The organism is Citrobacter sp. Cu233 (genome assembly GCF_030332225.1).
In the GTDB taxonomy this organism is placed as follows: Bacteria; Pseudomonadota; Gammaproteobacteria; order Enterobacterales; family Enterobacteriaceae; genus Citrobacter.
In genome coordinates, this window is the sequence record NZ_JAOWIF010000033.1 from 539,903 (window position 1) to 556,903 (window position 17,001).

At 44.1% G+C, this 17,001-nt stretch carries 15 protein-coding genes and 2 pseudogenes; 5 read left to right on the forward strand and 12 right to left on the reverse strand.

Features of this window, described 5'->3' with window-relative positions; translation table 11 throughout:
• The first annotated feature begins 27 nt into the window (after window positions 1-27).
• The gene (rpoS, locus tag OGX95_RS12655) at window positions 28-1,020 is read left to right on the forward strand and encodes an RNA polymerase sigma factor RpoS (RefSeq protein WP_000081498.1); all 993 of its coding nucleotides are present in this window, start codon (window positions 28-30) and stop codon (window positions 1,018-1,020) included.
• 103 nt (window positions 1,021-1,123) lie between these two features.
• Here the strand turns inward: rpoS and mutS are convergent, their stop codons facing one another.
• Entirely contained in the window at window positions 1,124-3,691 is a 2,568-nt protein-coding gene (gene mutS / locus OGX95_RS12660) for a DNA mismatch repair protein MutS (protein ID WP_286629654.1), read from the reverse strand.
• Between the two features lie 159 nt (window positions 3,692-3,850).
• On the opposite strand from mutS, the gene OGX95_RS12665 reads away from it, so the two are divergent.
• Together OGX95_RS12665 and OGX95_RS12670 are read left to right on the forward strand one after the other, a co-directional pair.
• A complete protein-coding gene (locus OGX95_RS12665) occupies window positions 3,851-5,320 on the forward strand; it encodes a tyrosine-type recombinase/integrase (protein WP_193148710.1) in 1,470 nt (489 codons plus the stop codon).
• Window positions 5,317-5,892 (forward strand): hypothetical protein, encoded by a 576-nt coding sequence (locus tag OGX95_RS12670; RefSeq protein ID WP_286629655.1) that lies wholly within the window; start codon window positions 5,317-5,319, stop codon window positions 5,890-5,892. The genes OGX95_RS12665 and OGX95_RS12670 overlap by 4 nt, the downstream gene beginning before the upstream one ends.
• A gap of 87 nt (window positions 5,893-5,979) precedes the next feature.
• Here OGX95_RS12670 and OGX95_RS12675 read toward each other — a convergent pair whose 3' ends face one another.
• Window positions 5,980-6,546 (reverse strand): helix-turn-helix domain-containing protein, encoded by a 567-nt coding sequence (locus tag OGX95_RS12675; protein WP_193148709.1) that lies wholly within the window; start codon window positions 6,544-6,546, stop codon window positions 5,980-5,982.
• Window positions 6,547-7,581: 1,035 nt separating this feature from the next.
• Between OGX95_RS12675 and OGX95_RS12680 the strand changes: the two genes are divergently transcribed.
• Window positions 7,582-8,007: a hypothetical protein gene (locus tag OGX95_RS12680; protein WP_193148708.1), complete on the forward strand. Its 426-nt coding sequence runs from the start codon at window positions 7,582-7,584 to the stop codon at window positions 8,005-8,007.
• A 136-nt stretch (window positions 8,008-8,143) separates the two neighbouring features.
• Here OGX95_RS12680 and OGX95_RS12685 read toward each other — a convergent pair whose 3' ends face one another.
• From OGX95_RS12685 to OGX95_RS12720, 8 genes and pseudogenes are all read right to left on the reverse strand, one after another.
• Window positions 8,144-8,464, reverse strand: coding sequence for a hypothetical protein (locus OGX95_RS12685; RefSeq protein ID WP_032720473.1), 321 nt, complete (start codon window positions 8,462-8,464; stop codon window positions 8,144-8,146).
• A 26-nt stretch (window positions 8,465-8,490) separates the two neighbouring features.
• Window positions 8,491-8,877, reverse strand: a pseudogene (locus OGX95_RS12690) (SEN1984 family lipoprotein).
• Between the two features lie 49 nt (window positions 8,878-8,926).
• Window positions 8,927-9,199 (reverse strand): hypothetical protein, encoded by a 273-nt coding sequence (locus OGX95_RS12695; protein ID WP_001594380.1) that lies wholly within the window; start codon window positions 9,197-9,199, stop codon window positions 8,927-8,929.
• A 188-nt stretch (window positions 9,200-9,387) separates the two neighbouring features.
• Complete coding sequence (locus OGX95_RS12700; protein WP_286629656.1) at window positions 9,388-10,653, reverse strand: relaxase/mobilization nuclease domain-containing protein; 1,266 nt, start codon at window positions 10,651-10,653, stop codon at window positions 9,388-9,390.
• The gene (locus tag OGX95_RS12705; RefSeq protein WP_065810833.1) at window positions 10,650-11,057 is read right to left on the reverse strand and encodes an ATP-binding protein; all 408 of its coding nucleotides are present in this window, start codon (window positions 11,055-11,057) and stop codon (window positions 10,650-10,652) included. Before OGX95_RS12705 ends, OGX95_RS12700 begins: the two co-directional genes overlap by 4 nt.
• Before the next feature lie 201 nt (window positions 11,058-11,258).
• A complete protein-coding gene (locus OGX95_RS12710) occupies window positions 11,259-12,209 on the reverse strand; it encodes an ankyrin repeat domain-containing protein (RefSeq protein WP_065810834.1) in 951 nt (316 codons plus the stop codon).
• 14 nt (window positions 12,210-12,223) lie between these two features.
• Window positions 12,224-12,664 (reverse strand): hypothetical protein, encoded by a 441-nt coding sequence (locus tag OGX95_RS12715; RefSeq protein ID WP_064351985.1) that lies wholly within the window; start codon window positions 12,662-12,664, stop codon window positions 12,224-12,226.
• Between the two features lie 967 nt (window positions 12,665-13,631).
• Window positions 13,632-14,354 (reverse strand): annotated as a pseudogene (locus tag OGX95_RS12720) (family 1 glycosylhydrolase); the annotation flags it as partial.
• Window positions 14,355-14,417: 63 nt separating this feature from the next.
• Between OGX95_RS12720 and OGX95_RS12725 the strand changes: the two are divergent.
• Window positions 14,418-15,380: an IS5-like element ISKpn26 family transposase gene (locus OGX95_RS12725; RefSeq protein WP_052984087.1), complete on the forward strand. Its 963-nt coding sequence runs from the start codon at window positions 14,418-14,420 to the stop codon at window positions 15,378-15,380.
• An 819-nt stretch (window positions 15,381-16,199) separates the two neighbouring features.
• Here OGX95_RS12725 and OGX95_RS12730 read toward each other — a convergent pair.
• Window positions 16,200-16,409 (reverse strand): YdgH/BhsA/McbA-like domain containing protein, encoded by a 210-nt coding sequence (locus OGX95_RS12730; RefSeq protein ID WP_065810839.1) that lies wholly within the window; start codon window positions 16,407-16,409, stop codon window positions 16,200-16,202.
• A 174-nt stretch (window positions 16,410-16,583) separates the two neighbouring features.
• Window positions 16,584-16,916, reverse strand: a complete 333-nt coding sequence (trxA, locus tag OGX95_RS12735; RefSeq protein ID WP_220419233.1) for a thioredoxin — start codon at window positions 16,914-16,916, stop codon at window positions 16,584-16,586.
• Between the last annotated feature and the right edge of the window lie 85 nt (window positions 16,917-17,001).

A 17,001-nucleotide genomic window follows, 5' to 3' on the forward strand; every position in this document is an offset into this window, starting at 1 on the left:
TTAGGGATCACGGGTAGGAGCCACCTTATGAGTCAGAATACGCTGAAAGTTCATGATTTAAATGAAGATGCGGAATTTGATGAGAACGGAGTAGAGGCTTTTGATGAGAAAGCCTTGAGTGAAGAGGAACCCAGTGATAACGACCTGGCTGAAGAAGAGCTGTTATCGCAGGGGGCCACACAGCGTGTGTTGGACGCGACTCAGCTTTACCTTGGTGAGATTGGTTATTCGCCACTGTTAACAGCCGAAGAAGAGGTTTATTTTGCGCGTCGTGCACTGCGTGGAGATGTCGCTTCTCGCCGCCGCATGATTGAAAGTAACCTGCGTCTGGTGGTGAAAATTGCCCGTCGTTATGGCAATCGTGGTCTGGCGTTGCTGGATCTGATTGAAGAGGGCAATCTGGGGCTTATCCGTGCCGTCGAGAAGTTTGACCCGGAACGCGGGTTCCGCTTCTCAACATACGCAACCTGGTGGATCCGCCAGACGATCGAACGGGCGATTATGAACCAAACCCGTACGATCCGACTGCCGATCCACATTGTAAAAGAGCTGAACGTCTATCTGCGTACCGCGCGTGAGTTGTCGCATAAACTGGACCACGAACCGAGCGCAGAAGAGATTGCGGAACAACTGGATAAACCGGTTGATGACGTCAGTCGTATGCTCCGACTCAACGAGCGCATTACCTCGGTAGACACCCCGCTGGGTGGCGATTCCGAAAAAGCGTTGCTGGATATTCTGGCCGATGAAAAGGAAAACGGTCCGGAAGACACCACGCAAGACGATGATATGAAACAGAGCATCGTCAAATGGCTGTTCGAACTGAACGCCAAACAGCGTGAGGTGCTGGCACGTCGTTTTGGTCTGCTGGGATACGAAGCTGCGACACTGGAAGATGTGGGCCGTGAAATTGGCCTGACCCGTGAACGTGTTCGCCAGATTCAGGTTGAAGGCCTGCGTCGTCTGCGTGAAATCCTGCAGACGCAGGGGCTGAATATCGAAGCGCTGTTCCGCGAGTAAGCACAAGTTCTATCAAGAAAGGCCAGTCTTATTGGGACTGGCCTTTTTCTTTAGCGGATATGCAGGTCGGGTAAGGCGTAGCTGCCATCCGGCACAACGAGCATTACACCAGACTCTTCAACCGATAAATCCACTCCAGCGCCTGACGCGGCGTTAGTGAATCCGGGTCGAGGTTTTCCAACGCTTCAACGGCGGGAGAGGTTTCCTCCGGCGCAGAAAGTAACGACATCTGCGTACCATCAACCTGAGTTGCCGCTGCGTTTGGCGTAATGCTTTCCAGCTCGCGCAGTTTTTGCCGTGCGCGTTTGATAACCTCTTTCGGCACGCCAGCCAGTGCCGCGACCGCCAGACCATAGCTCTTACTCGCCGCGCCATCCTGTACGCTGTGCATAAAGGCGATGGTATCGCCATGCTCTAACGCATCCAGATGTACGTTCGCTACGCCTTCCATTTTTTCCGGTAACTGAGTCAGTTCGAAGTAGTGGGTAGCAAACAGCGTGAGTGCTTTGATTTTATTCGCCAGATTTTCAGCGCAAGCCCAGGCCAGAGATAAACCGTCATAGGTAGAGGTTCCGCGTCCAATCTCATCCATTAGCACCAGGCTGTTCTCAGTGGCGTTATGCAGAATATTGGCAGTCTCGGTCATTTCTACCATGAAGGTTGAACGACCGGATGCGAGGTCATCCGCCGCACCTACACGGGTAAAGATACGGTCGATTGGACCTATCTCTACCTTCTGTGCTGGAACATAGCTGCCGATGTAGGCCAGCAACGCAATCAGCGCAGTCTGGCGCATATAGGTGCTTTTACCGCCCATATTTGGCCCGGTGATAATCAGCATCCGCCGCTGCGGGGAAAGGCTCAGTGGGTTGGCGATAAACGGCTCACTCAGCACCTGTTCCACCACCGGATGGCGACCCTCTGCAATACGGATACCGGGCTTGTCGCTGAATGTCGGGCAGGTATAGTTCAGGGTATAAGCGCGTTCGGCCAGGTTGACCAGCACGTCCAGCTCTGCCAGTGCGCTGGCGCTCTGCTGTAAATCTGCCAGATGCGGCAACAGCATGTCGAACAGCTCGTCATACAGCTGTTTTTCCAGTGCCAGCGCTTTACCTTTTGAGGTCAGAACTTTGTCTTCGTACTCTTTCAGCTCAGGGATAATGTAGCGCTCGGCATTTTTTAGCGTCTGACGGCGCACATAGTTAATCGGCGCCAGATGGCTCTGCCCACGGCTGATCTGAATGTAGTAACCGTGGACGGCGTTAAATCCAACTTTCAATGTGTCCAGGCCGGTGCGCTCACGCTCGCGGATCTCCAGTCTGTCCAGATAATCAGTTGCGCCATCAGCCAGCGCTCGCCATTCGTCCAGCTCTTCGTTATAGCCCGGTGCGATAACGCCACCATCGCGTACCAGCACTGGCGGAGCATCAACCACGGCACGCTCCAGCAGTTCGCGCAATTCCGTGAACTCGCCCATTTTCTCGCGCAGTATTTGTACGGGAGCGCTGTTGACGTTTTCCAGTTGAGCGCGCAGTTCCGGTAATTGCTGGAAGGCGTGACGCATACGCGCCAGATCGCGTGGACGCGCGGTACGCAGTGCCAGGCGCGCCAGAATACGTTCCAGATCGCCCACCTGACGTAACACCGGCTGTAACTCTCCGGTCGCATCCTGCAGTGCACCGATCGTCTGCTGGCGCTCGATCAGTATCTGCGTATCGCGGACTGGCATATGAAGCCAGCGTTTGAGCATACGGCTACCCATTGGCGTCACGGTGCAATCGAGCACCGATGCCAGCGTGTTTTCTACGCCACCGGCCAGGTTCTGGGTAATTTCCAGATTGCGACGCGTGGCGGCATCCATAATGATGCTGTCCTGCTGGCGTTCCATGGTGATGGAGCGAATATGTGGCAGTGAGGTGCGCTGGGTATCTTTTACATATTGCAGCAGGCAGCCGGCAGCGCATAATCCACGTGGCGCGTTTTCTACACCAAAGCCTATCAGATCCCGTGTGCCAAACTGCAGGTTTAACTGCTGGCGGGCGGTATCAATTTCAAACTCCCACAGCGGACGACGACGCAGGCCACGACGGCCCTCGATCAGCGACGTTTCTGCGAAATCCTCGGCATACAGCAATTCGGCAGGGTTGGTGCGCTGCAATTCTGCAGCCATCGTCTCACGGTCTGCGGGTTCACTGACGCGAAAACGCCCGGAGCTGATATCCAGTGTGGCGTAGCCAAAGCCTTTACTGTCCTGCCAGACGGCGGCCAGCAGGTTGTCCTGACGTTCCTGTAAAAGTGCTTCATCGCTGATGGTGCCCGGCGTGACGATGCGTACCACTTTGCGTTCAACCGGACCTTTGCTGGTTGCCGGATCGCCAATCTGCTCACAAATCGCGACAGATTCCCCCTGATTGACCAGCTTAGCGAGGTAGTTTTCCACCGCATGGTGGGGAATGCCCGCCATCGGGATGGGTTCGCCTGCCGATGCGCCACGTTTGGTCAGCGAGATATCGAGCAGCTGCGACGCACGTTTCGCGTCGTCATAAAACAGTTCGTAAAAGTCGCCCATGCGGTAAAACAGCAGTATTTCCGGGTGCTGAGCTTTCAGCTTGAGATACTGCTGCATCATCGGCGTGTGGTCTGATAGATCCTTGTCAATAGACTCATTCATATTGATTTTACTCGTTTTTTAATTCTTTCAAGTGCTCATGTGGCCCCAAGTAAAACCCTTTCAAACCCACATAAACCCATAAATTTGTAGCTCACTTGTAGCCCAAGACGTGATAGATTGGTTTTACTCCTTCTCTGGGCTACAAATGGTGGTGATACTTTGAAAACAACTCTCAATCAGGCTTTTATTATCAACAAGTTAAGTATCAATGTTAAGCCTGAGCTCAGTAGCTCTGGAAAAGTCGTTTTCGATGCTAACCCTGACCAAAAACCTTACATAGTTTTTGACGATCATCGAGATTCGCCTGTTGGCTTCGGTGTGAAGGTCAGTTTGACGAAAAAAACCTATGTAATCCAGCGAAGAGTAGCTTCGTCAGATCGTAATGTCAGTGAGGGTAAGAAGCCAAGCTCTGTCTTGAAAGTAAAGGTTGGAAATGTGTCTGATTTTCCAAGTATTGATCAGGCCCGTGAGGCAGCTCGGCAGTTGGTTCAGACAATGATTGCAACAAAGAGAAATCCCAACAAGATTAAAAGGGAACTCGATCTGGCTGAATTGACCGTGAGTGAAGCTTTTGCCCAATACAGGAGTCACTTACTTGGCAGAACCAAACCTGCTAAACCAAACACTCTCAATGTGTTAGACAAAGCTGAGAATCGGTTGAAAGAGTGGCAAAACCTTCGAATCAAGGATCTCACTGGTAATGAAATCCTTCGGAAGTTTGACGAAATTGCTTCAAGAGCGAGAACAGCAGCGGAGCAAACATTTCGTTGGGCTAATGTTGCGGTTAAACATGCAATTGAAATTGAGGCTGGTAATGCTCAGACACAGCAACGACAACCTTCGTTGTCCTATAATCCTTTTTCAATTTTAAAGGTACAGAAGAAGTTCAGAACACGATCTGAGCTGGAAGATAGCTATCGTGCCAAGGGCGTTCGAAATCCATTGTCCCCAAAAGATACTTTGGGACGGTTCTTAACTGCATTACACAATAAGCGAAGTTCTAATCGCTTGGGTTGTGATTATCTGTTGCTGACCATTCTGACTGGAGCCAGGAAGGAAGAAACAGCAGCACTGTGCTGGCGAGAGGCTCTGACTCAAGAAGAGGCTAGAACGACCAGCTATGTCGATCTCGAATATCGAGTGATTCGCTTTTACGACACGAAGAATCGTAATGATCATGAGCTTCCAATCTGCGATGCGACAAAGCGAATTCTGGAAGACCGGCGAGATATCGTCAACGACACCGAAATACGGACAGATAAACGCAAATGGGTTTTTCCGGCTCGTTCGTCACGAAGCAAGGTTGGGCACTATTCTGATAGTAAAAGCTTACGAGAGTATATCTGTCAGGATGCTGGAATAATGAAGCTGGGAATGCACGATCTACGAAGAACCTTTGGTCGAGTTGCAGAAGGGCTTACTTCGTATGCAGTGGTGAAAAGATTGCTTAACCACCGTAATACCACAGACCCTACTGAAAGATATGCTGAGCCTGATAAAGAGCGGGTATTTGAGGCTCTTCAACTGATTGAGCTTCATATGCTGATGACGTCACCAGAATTGTATAATACACTTTTGGCTTCGGCGAAGTACCCACCATTGCCAGAAAATCAGGAGAACAAGGAATGAGTACTATTGATACTTTAAGGGAATACGCCGAAGTATGGCGGCTATTTGGTAGTATGCCAGATGATGCAACCCTGAGTGCTGAAGTTTCGGCCCTTTATCTTGGTGTAAGTGTCAAAACATTGGCTCGTTATCGCCAGACTGGTAATGGCCCTACTTATATTCAATACCAGGCAGAAGACAGCAAGGCAAGGAATCAACGAGTAAATTATCTTTTAGGTGATTTAAGAACATGGCGGGATCATCATAAAGTGAACAGCACAATGGAAGCAGCACAGAGCCGTGGGTTGGCTTTTGCTTCTTTGACTGATTTTACCAAGCCAGAGCCTTTCTGGACTATTGATAATAAAATCTATTCTCATGCTCTTACTGTATCTGACGAAGTATTCAAGGAGCTATTAAATACCTCTCGCGCAGAAGTTATTTGGATCTCTCTTGAAAAAGTGTTGTTTGAGAATTGGCATACTTCGAGAGAGCGTCAGAAATGGAATGACGTTTTTGTTAGAGTGCTAAGTGGGATGATTAAATCATGTGAAGTTGAACAAGAACATCATATACTTAATGATATCTTATGATTAGTTTTATTCCCAATATAAAATTGAATTTGTATTGGGAAGTCATTATCTGCGGAAGTATAAATTTTAATAGCATTGTTTATTATTTCAATCAAATGGAATTCCGTCTGCAGGATATCTTCTTCTGGAGTTTTTAACCGGCTTTGCTGTACTCCCGGCACGATAAAAATTAAACGAATTGGCAAAATCTTCTGTCTCCACTCTGGACTTCCTGAATTTATCCATCACATCTTCATTGAAACGACGAGGAATTCCCTTAACGCACAAATTTGAATTCAGGTATACCTGATTATCTATGGTGTCACGAATAAGTATTTTTCTCTCAAATAATTCTTTGAATGCGCGTGAAACATTAGATTTATTCAGTCCAAGTTCTCTGGCAGTACGAGACTGTGAAAAATCAGGAATAATATTTCCATAATCAACGGCTGAGAAAAGATAAAGCACAATCCTGAATGCTGTGGGCGTCAAATCCATTCTGGCGAGTGTCGCCATATTACCTTTAAAGATCATTGAGAAATCGTCCCTGAAGGACGTCTTTTTATAGCTGGTTGCTTTAATCTTTATTTCTTCCAGATCTTCGGGCATAACCTCTAATGCTTCTGCAATAATAGATTTTTGTTCTTTTGTTAATACAACGCTTGTAATTGACATGATGGCTCCTTTTTTATTATTGTGAATACAGATATGGCATATTTAATTTATTTGTCAACGGGGTTGGTTATATTATTTCAATTATATTTACTTTGAAATTTTGCGTGTGTTATTTGGTGGTGATAATAGGTTGTAAAATTTAAAACAAGGGGTGCTAAATTTCACCATCACCAGTTATGTGATTGATAATTTTTAGTGCTGATATTAATAACAGTAGTGGCTGTGTAATTATATGATTTTATTGATTAATTTTCGATTCTAAACTGCAAGATAAAAGAATGATAAAGAAATAAGAAACCACAGTTTTGCATTAGAACGATACTCAAGGCTTTGGTGTGCCTGATAATTAAACTTTTATTTTTGCCTTTCTTACATAATATCATTTCTTAAGTGAAGCCAGCGCAACAGTTTGTTGCGCCATTGGGCTTCAGAACATTACTAAAGTGTTTTCTGTAAGTATAAATACGCTTCGCGCACGAGTTCATAGAGCTGAGGTTAACTGTCATTACAAATACGCTTCGCGCAGAAGTTCATACAAATGGGCTTAGCTGTCAGCACAAATACGCTTCGCGCAAAAAAACAGGAGGCTGAGTTGATCGGGAAAGCGAACACAAATACATGATTTACCCGTTTGCTGACTACGGCTCACGCCGGGACCCTTCGGAAAAATCCTTTCTACTTCAGCGAATGAGTGCTGCGGGCACTCAACGGCGCTGCCAAGGAAACAAAATTACGGTTTTTCAATTGTTCGGTAAAAATAACTGACATTTATCGGTAGTAGGGCGTAAGCCAGTGCGTAGCACGCTCTCAAAAAATATTCCTGTGGGTTTCTTAACTGCAATAGGGAAATAACTCAGATAGTTGAAATATGAAATAGCAATACAATCAGGAAGACACAAAATTATCATAGTAAAAGCTATTGTTATTTATGGAAGAAGAAAAAATATATCAATAATGAAATATTTTTATTTTACTATTGATTTTAATTTTTAAGATGATAGTACTTAATTATAAAAACAAAAAATGGAGGGAATTATGAGTGCTATTAATGTATTATCTCAGGAGGAAAAATTTATACATGTTATTGATAAATTTATAACCCATAATCACAGCAGCATAAATAACAATGCCTTTTATAAAAAACTTTATGTTCTCTTTGCAGGGTATCATCTGAAGTATTTTTATTCACGGGCGCAGTACCGCAATTCATGTTATCACGTTGATAATATTATGCAGATGTTTACAGGAGTCGTTTCGACCCTGAACACAACGCTGCTCAGAAAGCTTGCAAATAGCGACACGTTGCTGCATTGCCTGAATTCACTTGTGAATTATATTTCAGGAAATCTGGACGAAGCAGAGCATATTTATGCTGATTTACTGGCCCAGTATGAAAAGAAACGCATTACAGGCTCTCTGGCTTATACTCCACCAGGCTCAGTGGTCAGGAAAAGACTGTGACAGCGACAGCGGCGTGGATACGACATGGGATACTGGAGATAAATGGATCAGGCGTATCCGGCAGGACACCAGATGCAATAGAAAAGGAGGGACACCGAATGGGTGGCCCACCTGTCGCGATGGCTTTATAGTGGCTTTACTTATCAACGACCTGCCAGCCATCTTCCGTTTTGACAAGGGTTATAGCAGCAGTACGCTTTTCGTTATCGACAATAGCCGTCACATTGCATTTATAGCTTTTATCAGATACTTCTACGCAGTCATGCTTTTTGACTGATTTTAATTCGCGTAGTGCGTCTTTTGGAACATCCTTGCCCGCTATAGATTTCACGAAAGCATTCGTCTGTTCCACGACCTTATTCATGGCCGTGTAAATATCCTGTTCGGAGGGTTCACTGTTACAGCCACTCAGCAACGATGCTGCGGTAATGAGTGTGATAACGGCATAAGTTTTCATAAATAGATCCCTGACTGTAAGGTGAGTTATTGAATCAGACCCGTATTCATCCTGCTTTTATTTTCAGAGAACGACCACGTGCTGACCGTTTCTCCTTTAAATTCGATTTCCAGTGTTTTGGCCTGCGTCTGTGAGCCCCCTGTCAGCAGCCCAACAACGGGAATGAATGTGGTGGCATCAAACTGATTGTTGTCCATCGAATAAGTCCATTCTTCATTGCCACTATCAAGTGTAGTTTTGGTTTCAGGCTGACCGAATGCGGTAATGATTTCTTATTTCGTTGTTTTATTTTTGATGATTTTCGACTGCAGACTTTGTGATGTTTCTTTTTTTAGATGCTGGTTGCCTGATGTTGAACAGCCAGAAATAAGTAAAGAAGAAATAAAAAAAACAGAAATCATGAATCTGCTCATAAGTTCTCTCATATTAATTTTTTATGTTTGCGATGGTGTGAAATTAATATCACCGTATAAAAACAACTCTGTCTGCATATTTCTTTTTAATAATGCAGATAAGAATAATGACGCTGGCAAAAAACGTAATGACTGAGACAGGAGTACTGCCGGTCAATGAAAATACTAACCAGGCGAGAGCTAATGCCACGAATTGAAAAAGGAATGCCACACTGAGTGGACTTTCACCATAGGCCACTTTTGCATGGCAGCCTTTGCAAATCCGCACGCCGTGCGGGCTTTGTGTAAAGCAGAAGGGACAGCTAATCGTTTTATTATCCATCATGACTCCGTGGCCTGATTTAAGGTGATGTATTTTTGAACATTTTCGATGAATGATCCGCTTTAGTAAAATTGCTTGTACCGATCGATGGATCTCTGTTAATAGGTTATAACTATCATAACTAGGTTATTGATCTATATAAACGATCAATATTTTGTTGACTATCACTCTGTTATGGACTAGTAAACTTATGGTGCAGGATGGTAGTTGTTTTTAACTAATTGTTCTTTAATGGAATTTGTTGTTGTGGAATGACAGTGTGTTAGAAGATGGAGGTGCAGGATTTGGTGGAAAGGATGTGCAGTGGCATGTAACAGAGACATGCCCCTGCGCCTGAGAAGCGCCACAATATGGCCGAGCAATACAAGCCACGAATACAGACGACGCTGGCGGGGTATCTGACGAGCTGTATTATGCAGTTTGCTCCTGAGTTTAATGACACTCACTGTTTCCTGTTGTCTTTCCTGACGCATTTTTTCTTCAAGCTGAAGGATTTTCTCCAGAATCGTTTCCCGGTTTGCCGCCTGTTCTTCAGACTCGCATGATGGCACTGGCACTGGCACTGGCACTGGCACTGGCACTGGCACTGGCACTGGCACTGGCACTGGCACTGGCACTGACGCAGTTGTAGGTTTTTTTGGCTGCCGTGCTTCTTTCAGTAAAGTCAGATGTTCCGGCGTAAAATCAACCAGTGCTTGCAGGGAAGACCAGCCATATTTTTTACCCAATTGAGAGGCTTTAAAGGCTATGCCCTGGTACTGAAATGAAAAACCATTCATTTTACCCGTTGTGGCGATATTGGGTTTGCAGCTCACGCCTTCCTGTCCAAGTAAACGGATAAATGTTAGTAAATCGGGGCGGCGGGTTAATGCATTGTCGATCAGGGCCTGCAACTGTGACTTAGGGCATTGAGCCGCAGTTCGTTCAGCCATCATTAGTTCGTTGCGGGAGGGCTTCCTTTTATCCTGACGGCGACTACCGATTACACCCGTAGCTTCGGTGAGACCGTGTACTCTCTGCAGCTCACTGATAATCTGGGTACTGATGAGATTTTCATTTTTTCCCAGGTACAGTTTTCCACCGACTATGTTAATACGACTGGCAATGATGTGGATATGTTGTCCGTCCGTATCGTCGTGAAGGATATAACAGCGAAGATGTGTGTCAGTGAATCCCATACGGGTCATATAATCGTCAGCGAATGCCGCCCACTGTCTGGTTGACAGACTCTCACCCTTTGGCAGGCGAAGCGAATTATGCCATACAGGTTTGGCGACATCGGGGCGCAGCAGCTGGGTGCCTTCAAATTCACTTATAAGCTCAGTAGCAGTGCTGCTCGTCATGTTGCCACCGATAACATAAGGCGTGATTTTGTGGTGAGACCCTGACTTCAGGCTATAGAGAACCACACCCGTGAATTGTTTACCCCTTTTTATTTTCTGCATGCCTTTCATCGGTCTGACTCCAGAAAGGTTGTAGGAATAAGGTGATCTCTGAGAGTTTTGATTTGTCTACGTAGGGCAAAGAGTTCTGTACGGGTCAGTTCGCTGTCAGGGCTTTTGCTGTCGAGATGACTCAGTAGGTGGTTTAAATCCTGTGAAAGGCTGCCAAGTTTAATCCATGCTTCACGATTGATTTCTGGCAGAACCGGCGGGAGTTTATTCAGGGAAGCCATCCTGAGCCATTCTCCTTTTTTAAACTGACCTCTTTTACTGTCGAGAATAATTAACTCTTCTGCATTTAATCTGACACTGATGCAGTGATGTCGTATTTCATTCTCAGGAAGTTTGTCAGTATGAAATTTACCGCGTTTTGATACTCTGGTTATATCATCATCATTACTCATGTCACTGTTCATAGTTATCCTTTTATTGCATGTTTATTACTACAGATAACCGATGCAGTGAATAAGTCAAGCTGTTACGGGGTAAATAATACAATTGGTTGGGTTAAAAAAGGTATACCATTTGACAAATAGTATACCTAAGAGGATATATCAGATTAATGATCATGAAATAAAACCTTTCAGACTAAGAAAAGGGTTGTTTACTTCAGCGCTTTAGAGTCTTTTTCGCACAGGTGCACGGGGGAGTTCTGGCTTCATTTCTTTTAACAGGTCTTTTTTCTCTCTTCCTGCGATATAAGAAAAAATCTTATCGGAGTCGGAACGCTGTCTGAGTATATCGTCGTCCATTCTGATACCATTTCGAATAAACCATTTCACTCTCTCTATGCCGGTGTAGATACCAATATGCTCATTGCGACAATTATAAAACTGAGTGTGCTTGATTTCGATATGTTGTTTGAGTTTGTTAAAGATTGATTTCATGTCTTTAACATATAGTTCAACTGTACAATGCTCTGCAAGCAGGAAATTAACACCATTATGTTTAAGTAATTTAATAAGATCTAAAGAGTGATAGTTGATATGCCTGATTAAAACAGGTGTGCTATCAATTTTTTCTATATGCCGGATAAGAGCACTGACGTTGGATCGGTAATGCCAGTTTCCATTGTCCATAGACAAATCGAGTACTGATTTACCATTATGGTCAGTATGATTAATATTGCAGCCTTTTTTTATCCAGTAGTCAAAACTATCTGTGGAATAGAGGTTGTAGAGTACAGTCTGGCCTTCATTATCAATACTGTGGATATCAGCACCTGCATTAATAAGAATTTCTGCACATTTTATATTATAGCGTTGTTGGTGGAGGCAAGATTGGCCTTGATTATTCTTGTGCTGAATATGAATGCCTGAATGGATTAATAATTCCAGAACGGTTGGGTTAGTGTTACAAAACAGTGCGTTATTGCCATAATTGTCTATATGGTTTAGTTCTATGCCTGCTTCAATCAGTGCTTTGGCGGCGTCTAATTGGTCGCAATAGAAAAGGGCATTTCTACCACAATAATCAAAAGCATTAATATTTATTCCTGAATTTATGCAATTCATAACTTCCTCTCTTGTCTCACTTTGGATTAATATATTTATAATTTGATTGGTCATGGCGCTCTCCTTTTTTAAGCTACGAATTTGTTATAAATTTCATTGTTAGCACTATACTCTTTGATTTTTACGATATCGTCATAGATCCGTGAGAAAGAAAACCATGAGATCTCCATAAATTCCCTCTTCTTATTTTGATAAATGATATTGCACCCGCGAAACTGGAATGCATTGTTGAAGGTGTCATGGTTTGATTTTTTGAGAAAATGTACAAATGATTTAATTGTCTCTTTTTTGCTTACGTTGTAAGAGAGAAATGTATGAATTGAAAAGAGGGTTAAGATATTTCTCTCAGTAATCATATGTCTGGAGAAGTAACAAAAGTAAAAATCCTGCTCCTCACTTACTGGTTTTCCGAATACAGAAAATTGTGGGTTATATAATCTATAGAGATCTGCATTCTTTTTAGTTTTGGCAAGATAGTTTGTCAGTGTTGGGTAATTTTGTTTTTTCATTTTTTATTCTCCTTTATTATTTTGGTGAAATGAATATATATTATTAAATAAATACAAATCAAATTTATTTTTTAATAATGAAAAAAAGAAAACGTTTTCCTTAATATAAAAATAATTTAACTGGATGTTTTTGATGAAGAATACACGCGTTTAGCAAAAAGTGCTATTTATAAACTAAATACATTATCGATTGTTGTTTTGTGATTGTAAGGTGATGGGGGTTATTTAGTGCATTATTTATTAGGGGGCTTGATTCGCTATCGATGATTGTTTTGTATGGTAAAAACGGTTGGTGGCTATCAGGTTTGAAATAAAGGTTTTAATGGGAAGAAATCTTTCGTCTTTTCCCCATTTTGAAGGCTGTTCAAAACGTTTTTATATTTTCAGGGTGTGTATATTTCGTAGGGTTAACTCCCTGGTCTTTAGATGAGCAATAAAATAATCATTGCCAGAAGTGATTTTAGCATCTTCTTCATTATCAAGATCAATTGGATTGCTTTTTGTTTCGATGATAAGGTGCTGCCGCTCAATTTTCTGAGCGAAATGAATTTTTATTTCAGATGTGTAACTGCATCCGAGTTTTCTATTCAATTGCTATGTGGATGAGATTGATTGTATCGCAAATAAAATCCAAGATGAACTCAATAGAGGTATTATAAGGCCACAGACGCGTGATACGTTTAATGTTGTTATGAAGCGAATGTATCAGGATGAAGATATTGAGGCTATCATTCTGGTATGTACAAAGTTGCGCGTTCTGTTTGCGGGTACGGAGGCACCCGTTAAAGCACTGGATACAGTGTATATCCTCATTGTGACTTCGTTTGAACCACTTAATTAGTAAGAAACTTTGATGTAGATAACAATAAGGGACGTTATGCTCCGGTCCTGCGAATATTTTAAGCAATACTTTTAATGCGAACTATGTGTATTCAGGAACAGTCGATGACTGTCCCTGAAATAAGTTTTAACTCAAATCATTACCGTTCGAGGCGATCACTTTCTTATACCAGCTAAAACTTTTCTTACGAGTACGTTTAAGCGTTCCATTGCCCATATCATCCTGATCAACATGAATAAAACCATAGCGCTTGGACATTTGTGATGTACTTGCGCTGACCATATCAATTGGCCCCCACCACGTATAACCAAATAGATCGACACCGTCAGCAATGGCTTCCTGCATTTGTTCAATATGCAGTCGCAGGTAATCGATACGGTAGTCATCCTGAATGATACCATCACTGCCAGGAACATCTACGGCACCCAGACCGTTTTCTGCTACAAAAAGGGGCTTCTGATAGCGGTCATATAACTGGTTCAGCGCCAGTCTCAGACCTTTCGGGTCAATCTGCCATCCCCAATCACTTTCAGGCAGATAAGGATTGCGAATCCCTCCGGTGATCAGATTCCCTTTGACACCTTCCAATTTTTCGGGATGAGCACTCACGGTGCTTGACATGTAATAACTGAAGGATACGAAATCGACAGGGTATTGACGCAATATTTCATCGTCGCCGCGTTCTTTTTGTAACACCACACCTTTTGTAGCAAACATTCTTTCTGTCCAGGCGGGATAAGCACCGCGAGCCTGTACGTCGCTGAAGAACAGGGAAACACGTTGAGCATCCTCGCAGGCCTGAATATCGTCAGGGTGGCAGGTATGTGGATACAGGATCTGATAGGGAAGGTGCGAACAAGTTCCTGATATGAGATCATCATATTCATCCGGAGCGCATCCCAGAGGGACATCATGAGCCATCAACTCACCTTCGCCGATAGTGAATTCAGCACTAAGCGCCGTCAGACCCGAAAAGAGATTTTCCTCTCCCGCATGGAGCAGATTCTGCCATGGCAGAATATGACCGCTGTCATCGAGCCGTTTTATCCCAAGGCGGGCAATGGCCGACGGCCCTATCCGCTGGAGACCATGCTGCGTATTCACTGCATGCAGCATTGGTACAACCTGAGCGACGGTGCCATGGAAGATGCCCTGTACGAAATCGCCTCCATGCGCCTGTTTGCCCGATTATCCCTGGATAGCGCCCTGCCGGATCGCACCACCATCATGAATTTCCGCCACCTGCTCGAGCAGCATCAACTGGCCCGTCAATTGTTCAAGACCATCAATCGCTGGCTGGCCGAAGCAGGCGTCATGATGACCCAAGGCACTTTGGTGGATGCCACCATCATTGAGGCACCCAGCTCTACCAAGAACAAAGAGCAGCAACGCGATCCGGAGATGCATCAGACCAAGAAAGGCAATCAGTGGCACTTTGGCATGAAGGCCCACATTGGTGTCGATGCCAAGAGTGGCCTGACCCACAGCCTAGTCACCACCGCGGCCAACGAGCATGACCTCAATCAGCTGGGTAATCTGCTTCATGGAGAGGAGCAATTTGTCTCAGCCGATGCCGGCTACCAAGGAGCGCCACAGCGCGAGGAGCTGGCCGAGGTGGATGTGGACTGGCTGATCGCCGAGCGTCCCGGCAAGGTAAAAACCTTGAAGCAGCATCCGCGCAAGAACAAAACGGCCATCAACATCGAATACATGAAAGCCAGCATCCGTGCCAGGGTGGAGCACCCGTTTCGCATCATCAAGCGGCAGTTCGGCTTCGTGAAAGCCAGATACAAGGGGCTGCTGAAAAACGATAACCAACTGGCGATGTTATTCACCCTGGCCAACCTGTTTCGGGTGGACCAAATGATACGTTAGTGGGAGAGATCTCAGTAAAAACCGGAAATAACGCCAGAAATGGTGGAAAAAATAGCCTAAATAGGCTGATTCGATGTGTTTGCGGGAAAAAAATCGGCCCAGATCCGCGAAATTTTAATCAGCGAGTCAGCTTGGGAAGAAATGACCTGCTTATTCGCACCTTCCCTAATTAAAATTGAAATAATTGACTCAAAAGGCTATCTATTGATGGCCTTTTTCTATTGCATTAAATAAAGGCAAGTATGGGCTTAGAGAGGAAGTATGTGAATCGCCCTCGACAGCAATACTTTATTCTTTAACAGTAGATTTAATATAAGAAATATTATCCCAACTAAGTCATTGGTTTTAAGTCAAACATTAAAAAACATGATTTTGACTGTTTATCTCCAGGGATCATGCGTTGCAGTGTCCTGAGACTGGCCAAGAAAACGGATCATCGTGACCACAGAATGTGATGACACAAAATAGATCCTGTACTATTCCAACGGTAGTGAAGAGATATCCTCTCCATGCTCTGTTTCGATTTCTTGTATTACCTGCACATCAAACACCGCCGCTACCCACCTGATCACGTGACGCACGTTCCGTCAGCGGCATCTATAATGATGAATTCAGAACGGGTTGGGCTCGTCTCAGAAATACGTACTTCCCTGATCATTATGTATGGGTTGTTTTCGCATGCTTTTAACAGCGATACAGTCTATGTTAAGGAACAAATCCTTTAAGGAAATACCAACAGGACTTCCCTTTTTGCCATTCAACTGTACGCTGCAGGGCCTTGTATTAAGTACTTAAACCTACTGCCTGCCACAAACCCGTTCAGTGTGTTAATTTTGCAGTCATATGCACTCTGTTGCCGCTGTATGCTTCAGTGATGGAATATTCTGCTCCGGCTTGTTTTGCTTTTGCTGCGATCTTTGCATGGGCTTCATCGAGCGTACTGCCTGTTGCGGTGACAGACTGTGCAAAGCTTGTTAACGAAACCAGTGAAAGAGCAGTGATGATAAAAACTTTATTAATGGCTTTCATGATATTTCCTCAGTTATTTAATAACACTTTGCTAAGTTAAGATACAAATGTGACGGGTTAAAAATAACCCATGGTAATTTCATTTATGTGCTTCAGTTTAATGAGATGGTTTAATAACGCTATCGTCTATGGAAATAAACAATTGCTTATCTTCCTCATTGCTTTTAACGATAACTATTTTTCAGTAGTTAAGTAATCATTCAATTTTTCTTCTATCTGTTTTTTGGGCAAAGCACCACCAAATTCCAGAACGATCTCCCCTTTATTAAATACTTTGAAGGAGGGTATCGAGCGAATACCAAAGATACTGGCCAGTTCGGCATTTTCATCGATATTGACCTTCACAACTTTCAGCCGGGTTTCATGCTCACCTGAAAGTTGTTCGATGGTTGGTGCGACTGAGACACAGGGTGGACACCATGGCGCCCAGAAATCCACCAAAACAGGAAGGTTGTTGTTCAGTACTTCCTGTGAAAACGTCTCTTTATTAACACTCTTGACTGACATAGGATACCTCTCTCAATGCTCTTGAATGACTGCATTGTAGGTTGCCAGATAGGAAGAGTTAATTCGCAATAAAGAATCAATATTA

Excerpts from the sequence above, each read along its gene's own strand:
- rpoS (WP_000081498.1), top strand. The coding sequence starts at position 28 with ATGAGTCAGAATACGCTGAAAGTTCATGATTTAAATGAAGATGCGGAA.
- mutS (WP_286629654.1), bottom strand. The coding sequence starts at position 3,691 with ATGAATGAGTCTATTGACAAGGATCTATCAGACCACACGCCGATGATG.
- OGX95_RS12670 (WP_286629655.1), top strand. The coding sequence starts at position 5,317 with ATGAGTACTATTGATACTTTAAGGGAATACGCCGAAGTATGGCGGCTA.
- OGX95_RS12675 (WP_193148709.1), bottom strand. The coding sequence starts at position 6,546 with ATGTCAATTACAAGCGTTGTATTAACAAAAGAACAAAAATCTATTATT.
- OGX95_RS12680 (WP_193148708.1), top strand. The coding sequence starts at position 7,582 with ATGAGTGCTATTAATGTATTATCTCAGGAGGAAAAATTTATACATGTT.
- OGX95_RS12685 (WP_032720473.1), bottom strand. The coding sequence starts at position 8,464 with ATGAAAACTTATGCCGTTATCACACTCATTACCGCAGCATCGTTGCTG.
- OGX95_RS12695 (WP_001594380.1), bottom strand. The coding sequence starts at position 9,199 with ATGGATAATAAAACGATTAGCTGTCCCTTCTGCTTTACACAAAGCCCG.
- OGX95_RS12700 (WP_286629656.1), bottom strand. The coding sequence starts at position 10,653 with ATGAAAGGCATGCAGAAAATAAAAAGGGGTAAACAATTCACGGGTGTG.
- OGX95_RS12705 (WP_065810833.1), bottom strand. The coding sequence starts at position 11,057 with ATGAACAGTGACATGAGTAATGATGATGATATAACCAGAGTATCAAAA.
- OGX95_RS12710 (WP_065810834.1), bottom strand. The coding sequence starts at position 12,209 with ATGACCAATCAAATTATAAATATATTAATCCAAAGTGAGACAAGAGAG.
- OGX95_RS12715 (WP_064351985.1), bottom strand. The coding sequence starts at position 12,664 with ATGAAAAAACAAAATTACCCAACACTGACAAACTATCTTGCCAAAACT.
- OGX95_RS12725 (WP_052984087.1), top strand. The coding sequence starts at position 14,418 with ATGAGCCATCAACTCACCTTCGCCGATAGTGAATTCAGCACTAAGCGC.
- OGX95_RS12730 (WP_065810839.1), bottom strand. The coding sequence starts at position 16,409 with ATGAAAGCCATTAATAAAGTTTTTATCATCACTGCTCTTTCACTGGTT.
- trxA (WP_220419233.1), bottom strand. The coding sequence starts at position 16,916 with ATGTCAGTCAAGAGTGTTAATAAAGAGACGTTTTCACAGGAAGTACTG.